Annotated in this window: 14 protein-coding genes; 7 read left to right on the top strand and 7 right to left on the bottom strand. The window is 74.3% G+C overall.

From position 1 onward, the window contains the following. Nucleotides 1-15 precede the first annotated feature (15 nt). Nucleotides 16-924 (top strand): alpha/beta hydrolase fold domain-containing protein, encoded by a 909-nt coding sequence (locus AVW11_RS16195; protein WP_037833502.1) that lies wholly within the window; start codon nucleotides 16-18, stop codon nucleotides 922-924. A 53-nt stretch (nucleotides 925-977) separates the two neighbouring features. On the opposite strand, the gene AVW11_RS16190 is transcribed toward AVW11_RS16195, so the two are convergent. After that, a complete protein-coding gene (locus AVW11_RS16190) occupies nucleotides 978-1,715 on the bottom strand; it encodes a class I SAM-dependent methyltransferase (protein ID WP_030848816.1) in 738 nt (245 codons plus the stop codon). Between the two features lie 124 nt (nucleotides 1,716-1,839). Beyond that, nucleotides 1,840-2,772, bottom strand: coding sequence for a LysR family transcriptional regulator (locus AVW11_RS16185; protein WP_060180295.1), 933 nt, complete (start codon nucleotides 2,770-2,772; stop codon nucleotides 1,840-1,842). A gap of 132 nt (nucleotides 2,773-2,904) precedes the next feature. Here AVW11_RS16185 and AVW11_RS16180 point away from each other — a divergent pair, with 132 nt between their 5' ends. Both AVW11_RS16180 and AVW11_RS16175 read left to right on the top strand, forming a co-directional pair. Then, on the top strand, nucleotides 2,905-4,344 hold the full coding sequence (locus AVW11_RS16180) for an MFS transporter (RefSeq protein ID WP_076044355.1): 1,440 nt from the start codon (nucleotides 2,905-2,907) through the stop codon (nucleotides 4,342-4,344). 156 nt (nucleotides 4,345-4,500) lie between these two features. Beyond that, nucleotides 4,501-6,615 carry a SpoIIE family protein phosphatase gene (locus AVW11_RS16175; protein ID WP_107423285.1) on the top strand — a complete coding sequence of 705 codons (2,115 nt, stop codon included), beginning with the start codon at nucleotides 4,501-4,503 and terminating at the stop codon, nucleotides 6,613-6,615. Here the strand turns inward: AVW11_RS16175 and AVW11_RS16170 are convergent. From AVW11_RS16170 to AVW11_RS16160, 3 genes are all read right to left on the bottom strand, one after another. Next, a complete protein-coding gene (locus AVW11_RS16170; RefSeq protein WP_060180298.1) occupies nucleotides 6,600-7,445 on the bottom strand; it encodes a hypothetical protein in 846 nt (281 codons plus the stop codon). The genes AVW11_RS16175 and AVW11_RS16170 overlap by 16 nt on opposite strands. A 4-nt stretch (nucleotides 7,446-7,449) precedes the next feature. Continuing rightward, nucleotides 7,450-9,252 carry a glycoside hydrolase family 15 protein gene (locus tag AVW11_RS16165; protein WP_076044351.1) on the bottom strand — a complete coding sequence of 601 codons (1,803 nt, stop codon included), beginning with the start codon at nucleotides 9,250-9,252 and terminating at the stop codon, nucleotides 7,450-7,452. Nucleotides 9,253-9,365: 113 nt separating this feature from the next. After that, nucleotides 9,366-9,929 carry a DoxX family protein gene (locus AVW11_RS16160; protein ID WP_079250643.1) on the bottom strand — a complete coding sequence of 188 codons (564 nt, stop codon included), beginning with the start codon at nucleotides 9,927-9,929 and terminating at the stop codon, nucleotides 9,366-9,368. Nucleotides 9,930-10,050: 121 nt separating this feature from the next. Here AVW11_RS16160 and AVW11_RS16155 point away from each other — a divergent pair, with 121 nt between their 5' ends. Together AVW11_RS16155 and AVW11_RS16150 are read left to right on the top strand one after the other, a co-directional pair. Continuing rightward, nucleotides 10,051-10,515, top strand: coding sequence for a MarR family winged helix-turn-helix transcriptional regulator (locus tag AVW11_RS16155; protein WP_030653762.1), 465 nt, complete (start codon nucleotides 10,051-10,053; stop codon nucleotides 10,513-10,515). Between the two features lie 55 nt (nucleotides 10,516-10,570). Beyond that, nucleotides 10,571-10,879: a YkvA family protein gene (locus tag AVW11_RS16150; RefSeq protein WP_060180341.1), complete on the top strand. Its 309-nt coding sequence runs from the start codon at nucleotides 10,571-10,573 to the stop codon at nucleotides 10,877-10,879. Nucleotides 10,880-10,901: 22 nt separating this feature from the next. Here the strand turns inward: AVW11_RS16150 and AVW11_RS16145 are convergent, their stop codons facing one another. Together AVW11_RS16145 and AVW11_RS16140 are read right to left on the bottom strand one after the other, a co-directional pair. Further along, entirely contained in the window at nucleotides 10,902-11,537 is a 636-nt protein-coding gene (locus AVW11_RS16145; protein WP_076044349.1) for an alpha-ketoglutarate-dependent dioxygenase AlkB, read from the bottom strand. A gap of 80 nt (nucleotides 11,538-11,617) precedes the next feature. Beyond that, nucleotides 11,618-12,835, bottom strand: a complete 1,218-nt coding sequence (locus tag AVW11_RS16140; protein WP_076044347.1) for an MFS transporter — start codon at nucleotides 12,833-12,835, stop codon at nucleotides 11,618-11,620. Nucleotides 12,836-13,199: 364 nt separating this feature from the next. Between AVW11_RS16140 and AVW11_RS16135 the strand changes: the two genes are divergently transcribed. Together AVW11_RS16135 and AVW11_RS16130 are read left to right on the top strand one after the other, a co-directional pair. Further along, entirely contained in the window at nucleotides 13,200-13,427 is a 228-nt protein-coding gene (locus AVW11_RS16135; protein WP_060180303.1) for a CbtB domain-containing protein, read from the top strand. A 12-nt stretch (nucleotides 13,428-13,439) separates the two neighbouring features. Next, entirely contained in the window at nucleotides 13,440-14,270 is an 831-nt protein-coding gene (locus AVW11_RS16130; protein WP_076044345.1) for a CbtA family protein, read from the top strand. Nucleotides 14,271-14,322: the final 52 nt, after the last annotated feature.

Here is a 14,322-nt window from a genome sequence, read left to right as displayed (position 1 = left end):
GGGGAGGTGAGGGGCGTGCCGAGTCTGCGCAGCAGGGCGCTTTCGGTGGCGCTGGCCGTGGTGGGGCGGCGAAGACGGTTCGCGAGCGCCGAGGCGGTGCGCCGGCGGGTGGCGTCGGCCGCCCGCAGGCCCGCGTCGCACCTGCCGCCGCGGCGGCTGGGCCGGGTCGCGGACATCTCCCGGACGTTCGTCGGCGCCTGGCCGGTGTACGACGTGTCCCCGCTGGGGGCCGAGCCGTCGGTGCAGGTGCTGTACGTGCACGGCGGCGGCTACGTGGGCGAGCTGGAGCGCCCGCACTGGGAGCTGGTGCGGACCCTGGTGACACAGGCCCGGGCGCGCGTCGTCGTCCCCGCGTACATCCTGGCCCCGCGCGGTACCGCGGACCGGACCGTCCCGGTCGCGACGGACCTGCTGAGCGGCCTGATCGCGGCCGGCGGCGACGGCGGGACGGTGCTCATCGGCGACTCGGCCGGCGCCGGGCTGGCGCTGGCCGCCGCGCAGCGCCTGCGCGACCGCGACGGCGAGCAGCCCTCGCGGATCGTGCTGGTCTCCCCCTGGCTGGACGTGACGATGAGCCATCCGGACCAGGAGGCGATCGAGGGGGCCGACCCGCTGCTGGCCCGCGCGGGGCTGCTCGAGGCGGGGCGGCTGTACGCCGGGACGCTGCCCGCCGAGGATCCCCTGGTGAGCCCGCTGCACGGGACGTTCGCGGGGCTGGCTCCGCTGACGGTGTTCAGCGGCACGCGGGACGTGCTCTCGACGGACAGCCGGGAGCTGGTGCGCCGGGCCCGCGCGGAGGGCACCGAGGTGGAGTTCCACGAGGCGCCGGGGATGCCGCACGCCTACCCGCTGCTGCCGGTGCCGGAGGGGCGGGCGGCCCGTGACCGGATCGTCGAGCTGGTCAGGTCCGCGGCGGACCTGTGACGGCCCGGGCCGGGCGGCGCGGGCCCGGCAGCCCGCCCGGCGGGTCCCCACCGCTACGCCGTGCAGGTCATCAGCGAGCTGATCGGCCAGGCGCGGTACGCCGTCCAGTACGCCTCGTCGCGCACGGAGTCGGCGGGCGGAGTCCGGTTCGGCTGCCAGCCGACGGTGGTGAAGCCCGCCTCGACGGCCGCTTCGGCGAGGTCGGAGTGGGCCCATTCGCGGAACTCGAAGGGCACGGGCGGCTCGGTCAGAAGGTGTGCCTTCAGCAGCGGCGCGTCGCCGTCCCGGACCCGGTCGAGGATGCGGACCCCGTACGGTGACCAGTCCACCCGCGGGAACGCCCCGGCGTTGGGCACGATGGCGAGCAGCCGGCCGCCGGCGCGCAGGTTGGCGCGGACCGACCGGAACATCGCGTGCAGGGTGCGCCGGTCGGGCGCGTAGCTGAAGACGTACGCGGCGGTGGCGAGGTCGAAGGGGCCCAGGTCGGGCAGGCCGGCGGCGTCGGCGACGAGGTACTCGACGTCGGGGCGGCCTTTGGTCGCCTCGTGTGCGCGGGCCAGCCGGATCATCTCCTCGCAGACGTCGACGCCGACGGTCCGCCGGGCCCCGCCGCGCGCCAGCAGCCGGGTGTTGTAGCCGTAGCCGCAGGCCAGGTCGAGGGCGTCGAGGCCGCGCAGGCCGCCGAGCGCGTCGAGGGCCCCGTGCAGGGTGTAGGTGTCGGCCGCGGAGAAGGCCGCCGTGCTCTTGGACTCCGCGTAGCGCTCGCCGATGGTGTCGTACTGGAACCGCATGCTCTGCCTTCCGGGGGCCTGCCGGGGGTGGGACGCGTGCGTATCGTGCCCCGCGGCGCGCGCGGGTGGCGGCCCGCACACCCGTGCGCCCGCGTACGTCCCCCGGACGGGGGAAGCGGTCGGCCTATCGCCGCGCGTCCGCCCGTCCCTCTCTCCCCTCGGTCATCAGCTCGCGGGCGCGGTCGCGGAGCCAGCCGTGCGCCGGGTCGGCGTCGTGGCGCGGGTGCCAGGCCATGCCGAAGGGCAGGGTGGGCAGGTCGAGGGGGATCTCGAAGGTCTCGAGTCCGAGCGTGGCGGCGAGCGGCACGGCTCGAGCGGTCAGCAGTCCCACGAGGTCGCTCTCGCGCAGGACGAACAGGGAGGTGGGGAAGCTGCCGACGCTGCCCACGACCCGTCGGGACAGCCCCTGTGCGGCGAGGGCGGTGTCCACCGGACCCTCCAGGCGGCCGCGCCGGGAGGCGATGAGGTGCTCGGCGGCGGCGAACCGGCGTGCCGTGGGGCGGCCGCGCAGCAACGGGTGGCCGGAGCGCACGACGGCCACCATCCGCTCGTCGTAGAGGTGCTCGACGTGGACCTCCGGGGAGCGGGTGTCGATGACGCCGAGCTCCAGGTCCGCGACGCCTTCGCGCAGCGCCGGCACCTCCACGTGGCTCTCGGCGAGGAACCTCAGCCGCACCCCGGGGGCCTCGCGGGCCACCCGGCCGAGGAGCGCGGCGCCGGTGACGGCGGTGAAGGCGTCGTTGGCGAGCACGGTGAAGGTGCGGGTGAGGGTAGGCAGGTCCACCTGGCCGCCGCTGAGGAAGAGGGCCCGGGCCCGTTCGACGACCGAGCGGACCTCGCCCCGCACGGCGAGCGCGTGCGGTGTGGGGACCATGACCCGGCCGGCCCGGACCAGGACCGGGTCGCCGAGTGCCTTGCGGATCCGGCCGAGGGTCCGGCTCATGGCGGGCTCGGACAGGTGCAGGCGCGCCGCCGCCCGGGACACGCTCGACTCCTCCAGGAGCACGTCGAGGGCGACGAGGAGATTCAGGTCGAGCCCGGATTGCGTCACACGCATGGATTCCTTGCAGAACTTGCACTGGAAAGCAGGTCACCCCAACTCTACGGTGATTCAGGGGGGATGAGCGCCGCACGGCCCGTCCCGTTCCGATTCCGCTGTCCTCATCCCTTCCGACTCCCAGGAGGAGCCGTGCTCCGCCATGCCGTCCCGCGGGACCCCACGGTCGCCCCGTCCGCGACCTCCCTCTCCCGGCCCGCCCTGCTGGTGCTGTGCGCCTGTGTGCTGACCGCCCAGGCCCTGGTCGCCGCCGTCAACCTGCTGATCCCCCAGCTGGCAGCTTCCGACCTGCGGCCGGACCCCGGCGAGCTGCTGTGGTCGGTGGACGCCTACGTCATCGTCTTCGCCGCCCTGCTGATCCCCGCCGGCGCGGTCGGTGACCGCCACGGCCGCAAGGGCGCCCTGCTGGCCGGGCTCGGTCTCTTCGCGGCGGGCGCGGCCGTCAGCGCGCTCGCCCCGGCCCCGGCCGTGCTGATCGCCGGGCGCGGACTGTCCGGGGCCGGCGCGGCCCTGATCATGCCCGCCACGATGTCGGTCCTGATCCACCTCGCTCCGCCGGAGGCCCGCGGCCGGGCCCTGGCCACCTGGACGCTCGCCGTGGGCCTGGGCGGGCTCGCGGGCAACGTCGGCGGCGGCCTGGCCGGCGAGTACCTGACGTGGCGGGCCCTGTTCTGGGCCGTGGTCCCGCTCGGCGTGCTGCTCGCCCTCGCGGTCGCCCGTACCGTCCCGCGCACGCCGTCGCGGCCCGACGCTGCCGTCGACCCCCTCGGCACGGTGTTGCTCACGGGGGCGCTGGTCGCGGTGGTCTACGGGATCATCGAGGGGCCCGCGTACGGCTGGGCCTCGGTGCGCGTCCTGGCGGCCTTCGCCGCCGCTGCGGTCCTCCTGGCCGCCTTCACCGGTCACGCACTGCGCGCCGACCGCCCGCTGCTGGACCTGCGGATCTTCACCTCGCGGCGGCTGCGCGCCGGGACCCTCGGCATCGGCGCCGGTTTCTTCGGGATGTTCGCCCTGTTCTTCGTCAACGCGCAGTACCTGCAGTACGCGAAGGGGTTCTCCGCGGCCCAGGCCGGTCTCGCGATCGTGCCGCTGACCATCGGGATGGCAGTGGTGCCCCGGTTCGGCGCTCGGCTGGAGGAGCGCACCGGGCCCCGGCTGCCGGTGGGCGCCGGGCTCGGCCTGATCGGGGCGGGTCTGCTGCTGGTCTCCACGGCCGACGCCGGCACCCCGTACGCCCTCTACGCGCTCTACCTGGTGGTGCTGTCGGCAGGCGCGGGTCTGTCCGCTCCGTCGCTGACCCTGACGGTGGTCGGCTCGCTGCCCGCGCACCAGGCCGGGCTGGGCTCCGGGCTGAACACGGCGGCCCGGGAGGTCGGCGCCGCCCTCGGGGTGGCCGTGGTCGGCACGGTGCTGGCCTCCCGGTTCCACGGGAACCCGCAGGATCCGGCCCAGGTCGCCGCTTTCACCGAGGCGATGGGCACCGCGCTGCGCACGGTGGCCGTGGTGCTGCTGCTCGCGTCGGCCGTGGTGGTGGCGGGGCTCCGCGGCACGGGCCGGCGTGGCCCCGGATGAGGCCGCGGTCCCGGTCCCGACGGCTGCGGACCCGGTCCGAACGGCCTCGGACCCGGTCCGCACGGCCCGGGCGCCGGGATGCCGATGCCGTCGCCGATGGCGCATGCTGACTGTGTGATGGCGAGAGCGGACAGCGTCGGCGCCGCCACCGATGCCATGGTCGCCGTGCTCGCGAGGGCCGTCGTGAGCGCCGTGGAGGCCGTGGGCGGGTACGCGGGCGGGGTCTACCTGCGCTCGCGTTCCGGCGAACTCCTGCTGCTGGCCCTGTTCACCGGGCTGCCGCTGCCGCTGTTCCGCCCGTGGTGGCGGATGCAGGTCAACCGCCCCTATCCGGTCGCCGAGGCCTACCGCTCGGGGCAGGCCGTGCTCCTGGCCGACGCCGAGTCTGCCATGAGCCGCTTCCCGCAGTTCGTCGCCGGACTGCCCTTCCCCTTCGCCTCGCTGTACGAGCCGGTGGCGTCCGGGCCGGAGCGGTACGGCGTGCTGGTGGTGCTGCGCCCGGCCACCCCCGGGGTCCCGGTCGGGGCCGGGGACCGCAAACGGCTGCGGCAGGCCGCCGAGGAGCTGGCGCGTGAGCTTTCCGCGCTGTCCGCGGCCGGGGAGCCGGTGGTCTGGGAGGGGGATCCGGTCTGCGTGCCGGGTCCGGCTCCGCAGGCGGGTGCCGCGGGTGCCCGCGGCGCCGTGGACCGGCTCGCGCTGGCGGTGCTCTCCCTGGACCGGCAGGGCCGGATCGGCTTCGTCAACTCCGCGGCGGAGCGCCTGCTCGGCGCCGGCACCGGGCACCTGTACGGGCGGCTGCTGTGGGAGGCGCTGCCGTGGCTCGGGCAACCCGCGTACGACGACCACTTCCGGGCGGTCTTCATGTCGTCGGAGCCGGTGCACTTCTCCGCCCGGCGCGTGCGGCATCCGCCGGGCGAGTGGCTGTCGGTCGGCCTCTACCCGGCGGCCGACGGCGTGACCGTGACGATCGGCACGGCCGACCCGCCCGCCTACGCGGCGGGGTCGGCCGCGGCCGACCCCGCCGCCGGCCCGGGTCCCGCCGAGCAGGCGTCCGCGCTGTACCGGCCGGTGGCCCTCGCCATCGCGCTGACCGAGGCGGTCACGGCCCGGCAGGTGTCGGCGGTGGTCACCGAGGAACTGCTGCCGGCCTTCGGCGGCCGCCAGCTCGCGATCTACCTGCTCGACCAGCGGCATCTGCACCTGGCCTGGGAGACCGGTTTCCCGCAGGGCTTCCTGAACCGGTTCGACGGGGTCGCGCTCGATGTCCGGCTGCCGGGCGTGGAGACGCTCACCACGGGCCGGCCGCTGTTCTTCGAGTCGATGCAGCGGCTCGCCGCGGCCTATCCGGGCATCCCGCTGGACGCCGACGTCGGCGCCCGGGCCTTCCTCCCGCTGATCGCGTCCGGCCGGCCGGTCGGCTCGTGCATCCTCGGCTTCGACTCGCCGCGCGGCTTCAGCCCGGAGGAGCGCACGGTCCTGACCGCGCTGGCCGGGCTGATCGCGCAGGCCCTGGCGCGGGCCCGGCGCTACGACAGCGAGGCGGCGCTCGCCCACGGGCTCCAGTCGGCGCTGCTGCCGCACCGGCTGCCGGTGCGCGAGCACGTGGAGACGGTGGGCCGCTATCTGCCCGGCTCCGCGGGCATGGACGTGGGCGGCGACTGGTACGACGTCGTCGAGGCCGGGTCGGGCCGGCTGGCCCTGGTCATCGGCGACGTCCAGGGCCACGGGGTGGCCGCCGCCGCGACCATGGGCCAGCTCCGCAGCGCCGTACGGGCCTTCGCGCTGGCCGGCAGCACGCCGGAGCAGGTGGTGCGCGGGACCAACCGGCTGCTCATCGACCTCGATCCGGGGCAGTTCGCGAGCTGCTGCTACGTGGTGCTCGACCCGGCGTCCGGCTCCGGTCTGGCCGTCCGGGCGGGGCACCCGCAGCCGCTGCTGCGCCGCCCCGACGGCCGCACGGAGGTGTTGGACCTGGCGGGCGGGGTGGTGCTGGGCGTCGACCCGGAGGCCTCGTACCCGGTGACGGAGCTGCGCCTGGTGCCGGGCGCGGTGCTCGCCCTGTACACGGACGGGCTGGTGGAGCGGCCCGGCGTCGACATCGACGAGGGGGTGGAGCGGCTGCGGCTGGCGCTGGCGTCGGCGCTGCCGGTTCCGCTGACGGAGACCGCCGACCGGCTGATCGGCAACGCCGTCGACCGGCCCGACGACATCGCCCTGCTGCTGGCGTCCCTCACGGGCGGCCCCGAGCCGCCCGCTCAGGGCCGTTCGTAGGCCTGGAGCACGCCGCCGGCGGAGAAGCACAGGGCGCCCAGCAGCGTCCCCCAGTTGGCGACGGCGGCGTCGACGAGGCTTCCGGTGGCGGGCCGGGTGAAGGCCGCCACGGCCGAGACCATGAACAGCACCGAGCCGAACTGGTTCACCGCGACGACCCACCAGCCGAGGCTGCGCGAGCGCAGGCAGGGCCAGGGACGGTGGCAGATCTCGACGAAGGCCAGGTGTCCGGAGAGCAGGAAGAGCAGGCATCCGATCACGTCGGGAGTCCAGATCAGCCGGTTGGTCTGCTGGACGGTGAGCCCCTGGAGGAAGGAGTCCAGAAGGTTGATGCCGAACACCAGCGTCCCGGTGAACAGCACGAAGGTGCTCAACCAGTCCAGGCGCATGGGCTCGTATCCCCACCACTTCCAGGCGGAGGTGACCAGCCGGCCGCCGTCCTCGGGTGTGTGGCGGGGTCCGTTGAGCACCTGGAGGAGGCAGACGTAGCCGCCGGTGTTGAAGAACAGTCCTCCCGCGAAGTAGATCGCCGCGCTCTGCGCGGTGGTGCCCCAGCCGAACTGGGACACGGCCGCGCCGAGGGCGAAGAGGGCGCCACCGACGACGAACGCGGCGGAGGCGATGCCGTTGAGGCGGCGCAGGCGCCGCAGGGCTTCGGCGTCGGCGGTGGCGGTCCTGGCGCCCGTCTCTCCGGGGCTGCGGACCGCGAGCGTTCCGCGCCTGCGCGCGGGCCGCGACTCCCACACCACCGTCTCCCCGTCGGGGCGCTGCCAGGTGACCCGGGTGGTGAAGGGGCCCGCGCCTTCGGCGTGCTGCTGGGGCAGCTGCACTGTCTCAGCCCGCCTCGGTCGTCCGCTTTTCCATGCCGGCCAGGGTGAGCGCGGTGTTGACGAGGCCGACGTGGCTGAAAGCCTGGGGGAAGTTTCCGAGTTGGCGCCCGGAGACGGGGTCGTACTCCTCTGCGAGCAGTCCCACGTCGTTGCACACCGTCAGCAGCCGTTCGAACAGGATGCGGGCCTCGTCCTCGCGTCCGGTCAGCTGCAGGGCGTCGGCGAGCCAGAACGAGCAGGCGAGGAAGGCGCCTTCGTCGCCGGGCAGTCCGTCGTCGGTGTCGGTGGTGCTGTAGCGGCGGACCAGTCCGCTGCGGCCGAGTTCGGCGCGCACCGCGTCGACCGTTCCGGTGACCCGCGGGTCGTCGGGCGGCAGGAATCCGACGCGGGGGATGAGCAGGGTCGCGGCGTCGAGTTCGCTGGAGCCGTAGTACTGGGTGAAGGTGTTGCGCTCGGGGTCGAAGCCGTTGTCGCAGACGTCGCGGTGGACCGCGTCGCGCATGGCGCGCCAGCGGTCCGGCTCGCCGGGCAGCGAGGGGTCCTCCTCCAGCGTCCGTACGGCCCGGTCCGCGGCCACCCAGGCCATCACCTTGGAGTGCACGAAGTGGCGGCGGGGTCCGCGGACCTCCCACAGGCCCTCGTCCGGCCGGTGCCAGTTCTGCTCCAGGAAGTCCAGGAGTGCGAGCTGGATGCGCCAGGAGTGGGCTTCGGCGGGCAGCCCGGCGGACCTGGCCAGGTGCAGGGAGTCGATGACCTCCCCGTACACGTCGAGTTGCAGCTGGTTGACGGCGGCGTTGCCGACACGGACCGGGGCGGAGGAGGCGTAGCCGCTCAGCCAGGGCAGTTCGCTCTCGGGGATCCTCCGCTCGCCCGCGATCCCGTACATGATCTGGAGGTCCTCGGGGGCGCCGGCGACGGCGCGCAGGAGCCACTCGCGCCAGGCGCGGGCCTCGTCGAGGAATCCGGTGGTGAGGAGGGAGCCGAGGGTGAGGGTGGAGTCGCGCAGCCAGCAGTAGCGGTAGTCCCAGTTGCGGACGCCGCCGATCTCCTCGGGCAGGGAGGTCGTGGCGGCGGCGGCGATCCCGCCGGTCGGGGCGTAGGTGAGGGCCTTGAGGGTGATCAGGGAGCGGGTGACCGCTTCCCTGTAGGGGCCGTCGTAGCGGCACTGGGAGGTCCACTCGCGCCAGTCGGCGAGGCTGGTGTCCAGGGCCTCGAAGGGATCGGTGGGTTCGGGGCGCGGTTCGTGCGAGGGGTGCCAGGTCAGGACGAAGGCGACACGGCGGCCGGCGGTGACCGGGAACTGGGAGCGGGTGCTGTTGGCCTCGCCCCAGGTGCGGACGGGGGGTTCGCTGCGGAACCAGGCGGAGTCGGGTCCGGCGACGGCGACGCGGTCGCCGTCGCTGCGGCGCACCCAGGGCACGACGTGGCCGTAGTCGAAGCGCAGGCGCAGGGTGCTGAGCATCCTGACGGTGCCGCTGATGCCTTCGACGATGCGGACGACGTCGGGGGCGACCTCGCGTTGCGGCATGAAGTCGGTGACCTTGACGGTGCCGGTCCCGGTCTCCCAGTACGACTCCAGGACCAGTGTGCCGTCGACGTAGGCGCGGCGGGTGCACCGCTCGCCGTCGGCGGCGTCGAGGGGGGCGATGCGCCAGTGGCCGTTCTCCTGGTCGCCGAGGAGCCTGGCGAAGCAGGCCGCCGAGTCGAAGCGCGGCAGGCACAGCCAGTCGATGGACCCGTCGCGGCCGACCAGTGCGCTGGTCATGAGGTCGCCGATGAGTGCGTAGTCTTCGATGGGTTGTGTCATTTGTGCGCTCTTCCCCTGAATGTCCGGGGCCAATCAGCCACCGCCCCGGACACCCCCGAGCGCGGACCCGCAGGGGCCGTCCGGCCTGATCCGCCGGACGGGTGCCCTCAAGGCTAGCTGCGCACGAGGAGCATGACGGCGGCGAGGACGGCGCCGAGGGCGAGGGCCAGGGCTCCGTGCGCCGGGCGGTGGGCGCGCAGGACGGGGAGGAGGCGGTCGACGGCGTAGCGGCCGGGGCCGGTGAGGGCGAGGGCCGCGGCGGCCGCGGTGAGCAGGAGTTCGTACTCGATGCCGGCCGGGGCGAAGAAGGAGCCGGTGCCGTGGACGGCGATGGCGTTGACGAGGGTGCCGGCGACGGCGGCTGCGGCGAGCGGGGTGAGCAGGCCGGCGGCGAGCCCGAGGCCGCCGAGGGTCTCGGTCAGGCCGGCGAGGACGGCCATCGCGTCGCCGGCGGGGTAGCCGCTGGCGGTGAAGAACTGGCCGGTGCCGCTGATGCCGCCGCCGCCGAACCAGCCGAAGAGCTTCTGCGCGCCGTGTCCGGCCATGGTCAGGCCGAGGACGAGGCGCAGGAGCAGCAGGCCGGCGTCGTGGCCGGCGGTGGAGGGGGCGGCGGGCAGGGACTGTGCGGCCGGCGCGGTGGCCTGCGGCTTCGTCGCGGCGACGGAGGGGCTGGTCATCGTGGGGTCCTTTTCGGTCGTGCGGCCCGGGGAGGCAGGTGGAAGGTTGTTCAAATTCGAACCGCTGCACACGGACCCTAACCGGTGATTCAAATTCGAACAACCCGTGTAGGGTGGGGCCATGGCTGAACCGAGATGGCTGGACGAGCGCGAGATGCGCGCCTGGAGCGGCTTCCTGGCCGCCTCGGCGCTGGTGAACCGGCGCCTCGACCAGCAGCTCAAGGACGACGCGGGGCTCTCGCACCCGCAGTACGAGATCCTGGTGCGGCTCGCCGCGGCACCCGGCCGGGAACTGCGGATGACCGAGCTCGCCAACGGCCTGATCAACTCCAAGAGCGGCCTGACCTACCAGGTCACCCAGATGGAGAAGGCCGGGCTGGTGCGCCGCCGCAGCTGCCCCTCCGACGTGCGCGGGGTCTTCGCCGTGCTCACCGACGCCGGCAGCGCGAAGCTGGAGGAGGCCGCCCCGGGGCACGTGGCCACGGTCCGCGAGGTCCTCGTCGACGTCCTGACCCCGGCCCAGCTCGACGCACTCGCCGAGGGGCTGGGCGAGGTCGGACGCCGGCTGCGCGGGCAGGGGGCCTGAGCGGCTCCGGCCGACGCGGGGGTATCACCGACCGGAATCGGGGTATATGGGCGCCATGGACGGAACGGTCTGGCTCATCGTGGGCGCGGTCGTCATGGCGGGGCTCGCCGTGGTCGCGGCCGTGATGTTCGTGCGCGTGCTCAAGGCGCGGCGGCTGCTGCTCGACGCGGGCATCCCGCTGCACGACAAGGCGCTGTTCTGGGCCGCGCTCGTCTACACCGTCTCGCCCGTGGACCTGATTCCGGACCCGGTCTATCTGGACGACATCGGGATCCTGATGCTGGCCCTGCGCTCACTGCACTCGGCGGCCTCGGCTGCGCGCCCCTCGAAGGAGCCGGGCGTCGACGTGCGGACCCGCGTCTGACCCGGCCCGCGCGGGACCGCGGTCAGCGCACGCCCCGGGTACGGAACTGGACGCTGATGCGGGGCCCGACGGCGCGCACGGACTTCGGTACGGCGTGTTCCCTCGTCCGCTGGCAGGAGCCGCCCATGACCACGAGGTCGCCGTGGCCCAGCGGCAGCCGCAGCAGGGTGGGCCCGCCGTCGCGGGGGCGGAAGGCCAGGTCGCGCGGGTCGCCGACGGAGACGATGGCGACCATGGTGTCCTCGGTCGAGGAACGGCCGGTCCGGTCGCCGTGCCAGGCGACGCTGTCCCGCCCGTCGCGGTACAGGCACAGCCCGGCGGTGGCGAACGGCTCGCCCAGCTCGGCGGCGTAGTGGCCGCTCAGCGCGTCGCGGGCCGCGACGAGTGAGGCGTGCGGCAGGGCCTCGTCCTCGCCGTAGAACGCGAGCAGCCGGGGCACCTCCACCTCCCGCTCGTACATCTGGCGCCGCTCGGCGCGCCAGGGCACGTCGGCGGCCAGCCGCTCGAAGAGCGCGTCGGCGCCGCGCAGCCAGCCGGGCAGGTGGTCGACCCAGGCGCCGGCGCCGAGATCGGTCCGGCGCAGTCCGTCGAGGGGGCCGAGGCCGATCTCGTCGCCCTGGTCGAAGAGGGAACCCTGGAGACCCTGGAGCGCGTGCATGGACCCAGCCTAAACCCATAACCGAACAGGTGCACGAATAGTCGTGCGGGCGGCGCCCGGCATCCCCTGACCGGCGGCCGTCAGATCGGCCCGGCGCCGCCCGCACGGCGGGACGGCCGGGTGAGGAGGGTGACGGCGAGCGAGGCCGCGGCGGCGAGGGCCATCGCCGTGCCGGCGCCGAGGTACTGGGCCAGGCCGCCGGCGATCGCGGCGCCCAGGCCCTGCCAGGTCATCCGTCCCGCCGACTCGACCCCTTGGGCCTGCCCGCGGATCGCCTCGGGCGTGAGTTCCAGCAGCCGTTCCTGGAGCGGCAGGGTCGCCGCGAACCCGGCGCCGGCGAGGAACACCGCGACCGCGAGGACGGGGGTGGGCGGGTGGACGGCGAAGAGCAGGAAGGGGGCGGCGAGCAGCAGCCGCAGGGCGGAGGTGAGGCGGCGGCGCCGCCCGGCGGAGAGCAGCCTGCCGACGATCAGGTCGCCGAGGAGCATGCCGGCGGACCCGGCGGCCAGGAAAATCCCGGCGTGGCCGGGGTCGTAGGAGACGAAGAGGGCCTCGCAGCCGACGATCAGGCCGTTGGGGACCCACAGGGCCAGCAGCAGGGCCCGCCGGCCGGGGTGGGAGAACAGTTCGGCGTTCGTCCGCCACGTCTGCCGCAGGCCCGGCCGGCGGGTGAGCCGCACCGAGTGCTCGCGGACGGTGGCCGCGACCGCGACCGCCCCGAGGGCGGTGAGGCAGGCGGCGACGGCGAAGACCCCTTGGGGGCCCTCGTACCGCAGCAGTACGGCGCCGCCGGCGTAGCCGAGGAGCGCCGCGGTGCCGGCGGTGACGTTCATCAGCGAACGGGCCGGCGCGTATCCGGAAGCCGGCACGACCTCGGCGAGCAGCCCGAGCCGCGCGCCCGTGCCCAGGGACTGGAAGAAGCCGAGGAGCAGCAGGAGGGCGAAACGGGCCGCGAGCGGCAGCCCGGGGGCCGCCTGGGCGCAGAGGCCCGCGAGTGAGGCGAGTTGGAGCAGGAGGAGGGTGCGGCGCGGCCGCTTCCCGTCGGCGACCGACATCAGCGTCAGCGCGCCGAGGACCGTCGCGAAGGTGGCCCCGTACATGCTGACGGCGGTGAGGAACGGCGAACCGGTCTGCCGGTCGACCAGTGTGCCGAGCGCGATGCCGGACAGGGCGCCCGCGGCGGCGGTGAGGGTGAAGCTGACGTAGAGACCGCCGAACTCCGTGCTGCGGAGCAGCTTCCGGTAGCCGAGGGAGGGGGCGGGGGCGGGATCATGGCTGGTGGTCAGGTGCGCAGGCATGAAAAAAGCCTCCGAACGCATGCACGCAGGACGCACGCCGAAGGCCAACGACGGTGATTCTAGCAGCAGTCACGGCCCGCTCGCGGGGCGTTCGGCGTTTCCCGAAGCGGTCCGCACGGCATGACCGCGGCGTAGGTGTGTGATCAGGAACTCACGGTCTTGGCCGCGGGGCCGCCGCACTGTAGCGTCAACGCGACATAAAGACATAGCGACGACGGCGAGACGGAAGCCCGGTGTGAATCCGGCATGGTCGCGCCACTGTGTGCTGCGGTGCCCTCCCGGAGGGCTTCGCGGCGAGTCAGACCCGAGGACCGTCGTCCTGCACCACCGTATGGGACGCGTTGTTCCCCAAGGAGGTTCCATCATGGCCGAGGCTGTCGCTTCCGCTGCCATATCCACCCCCGCCGTCTCGCCGTCGGCTCCGCTGCCCGTGCGCGCGGTACTGCCCTGGGCAGCCTTCGTCGGTCTCCTGATGCTCGTGGCCCTCTACTTCGTCGGCGCCGAGCAGGGCGCGACCGCCGTGTTCGCCGGCGAGGGCGTGCACGAGTGGGTGCACGACGGTCGCCACCTGCTCGGCTTCCCCTGCCACTGAGAGGCCTCGCACATGTACGCCTCCACTGTCAGAGGTCTGCTGGTCCGCGGCATGCTCGCGGGCCTGATCGCCGGCCTGTTCGCCTTCGCCGTCGCCTACGTGGTGGGTGAGCCGCCGGTACGGGGCTCCATCGCCGTGGAGGAGGCGGCCGCCGCCCAGGACGCCGCGGGCGCCCCGAGCGGCCACGCCGGGCACGGTGGTGACGCCACGTCGGGCGGGGCCGCCGAGGAGGAGGAAGAGCTCGTCAGCCGGCCGGTCCAGTCGACCGTCGGCCTGGCCACCGGCGTCCTGGTCTACGGGGTCGCGCTGGGCGGTATCGCCTCGCTCGCGTTCTCGTTCGCCCTCGGCCGCGTCGGCAGGTTCAGCCCGCGGGCCACGGCCGCGCTCACCGGGGCGGGTGCGTTCGCCCTGGTGTACCTGGTGCCGTTCCTCAAGTACCCGGCGACCCCGCCGGCGGTCGGCAACCCGGACACGATCGGGCAGCGCACCACGCTGTTCTTCCTGATGATCCTGCTGAGCGTGCTGCTCGGCGTCGGCGCGATCATCCTCGGGCGACGGTTGGCACCGCGCCTGGGCAACTGGAACGCGACGCTCGCCGCGGCGGGCGGCTTCGTCGTCGCCACCGCCCTGGCGTTCGTGTTCCTGCCGGACAACAGCGACGCGGTCCAGCCCGGTTTCCCCGCGGCCCTGCTGTGGGAGTTCCGGATGGCCTCGCTGGCCGTCCAGCTCGTCCTGTGGACGGTGTTCGCCGTCGTCTTCGGCGTCCTGGCGCACAAGCTCCTGGACACCCGCACCGACGGCACGGAAGTGACGGCTCAGCAGCAGGCGCCCGCCCTCGGCTGATCCCACCATCCCGTCCCGTGCACGGGCTCCGCGACCCCCTGGGCGCGGAGCC

The organism is Streptomyces amritsarensis, assembly GCF_001953875.1.
GTDB classification, from domain to species: Bacteria; Actinomycetota; Actinomycetes; order Streptomycetales; family Streptomycetaceae; genus Streptomyces; species Streptomyces amritsarensis.
This window is presented reverse-complemented; position numbering and strand designations above follow the sequence as displayed.

What these genes read in the sequence shown, in the direction of transcription:
- AVW11_RS16175 (WP_107423285.1), top strand. Translation starts at nt 4,501, where the DNA reads ATGGTCGCCGTGCTCGCGAGGGCCGTCGTGAGCGCCGTGGAGGCCGTG.
- AVW11_RS16165 (WP_076044351.1), bottom strand. Translation starts at nt 9,252, where the DNA reads ATGACACAACCCATCGAAGACTACGCACTCATCGGCGACCTCATGACC.
- AVW11_RS16135 (WP_060180303.1), top strand. Translation starts at nt 13,200, where the DNA reads ATGGCCGAGGCTGTCGCTTCCGCTGCCATATCCACCCCCGCCGTCTCG.
- AVW11_RS16190 (WP_030848816.1), bottom strand. Translation starts at nt 1,715, where the DNA reads ATGCGGTTCCAGTACGACACCATCGGCGAGCGCTACGCGGAGTCCAAG.
- AVW11_RS16155 (WP_030653762.1), top strand. Translation starts at nt 10,051, where the DNA reads ATGGCTGAACCGAGATGGCTGGACGAGCGCGAGATGCGCGCCTGGAGC.
- AVW11_RS16150 (WP_060180341.1), top strand. Translation starts at nt 10,571, where the DNA reads ATGGACGGAACGGTCTGGCTCATCGTGGGCGCGGTCGTCATGGCGGGG.
- AVW11_RS16160 (WP_079250643.1), bottom strand. Translation starts at nt 9,929, where the DNA reads ATGACCAGCCCCTCCGTCGCCGCGACGAAGCCGCAGGCCACCGCGCCG.
- AVW11_RS16140 (WP_076044347.1), bottom strand. Translation starts at nt 12,835, where the DNA reads ATGCCTGCGCACCTGACCACCAGCCATGATCCCGCCCCCGCCCCCTCC.
- AVW11_RS16145 (WP_076044349.1), bottom strand. Translation starts at nt 11,537, where the DNA reads ATGCACGCGCTCCAGGGTCTCCAGGGTTCCCTCTTCGACCAGGGCGAC.
- AVW11_RS16130 (WP_076044345.1), top strand. Translation starts at nt 13,440, where the DNA reads ATGTACGCCTCCACTGTCAGAGGTCTGCTGGTCCGCGGCATGCTCGCG.
- AVW11_RS16185 (WP_060180295.1), bottom strand. Translation starts at nt 2,772, where the DNA reads ATGCGTGTGACGCAATCCGGGCTCGACCTGAATCTCCTCGTCGCCCTC.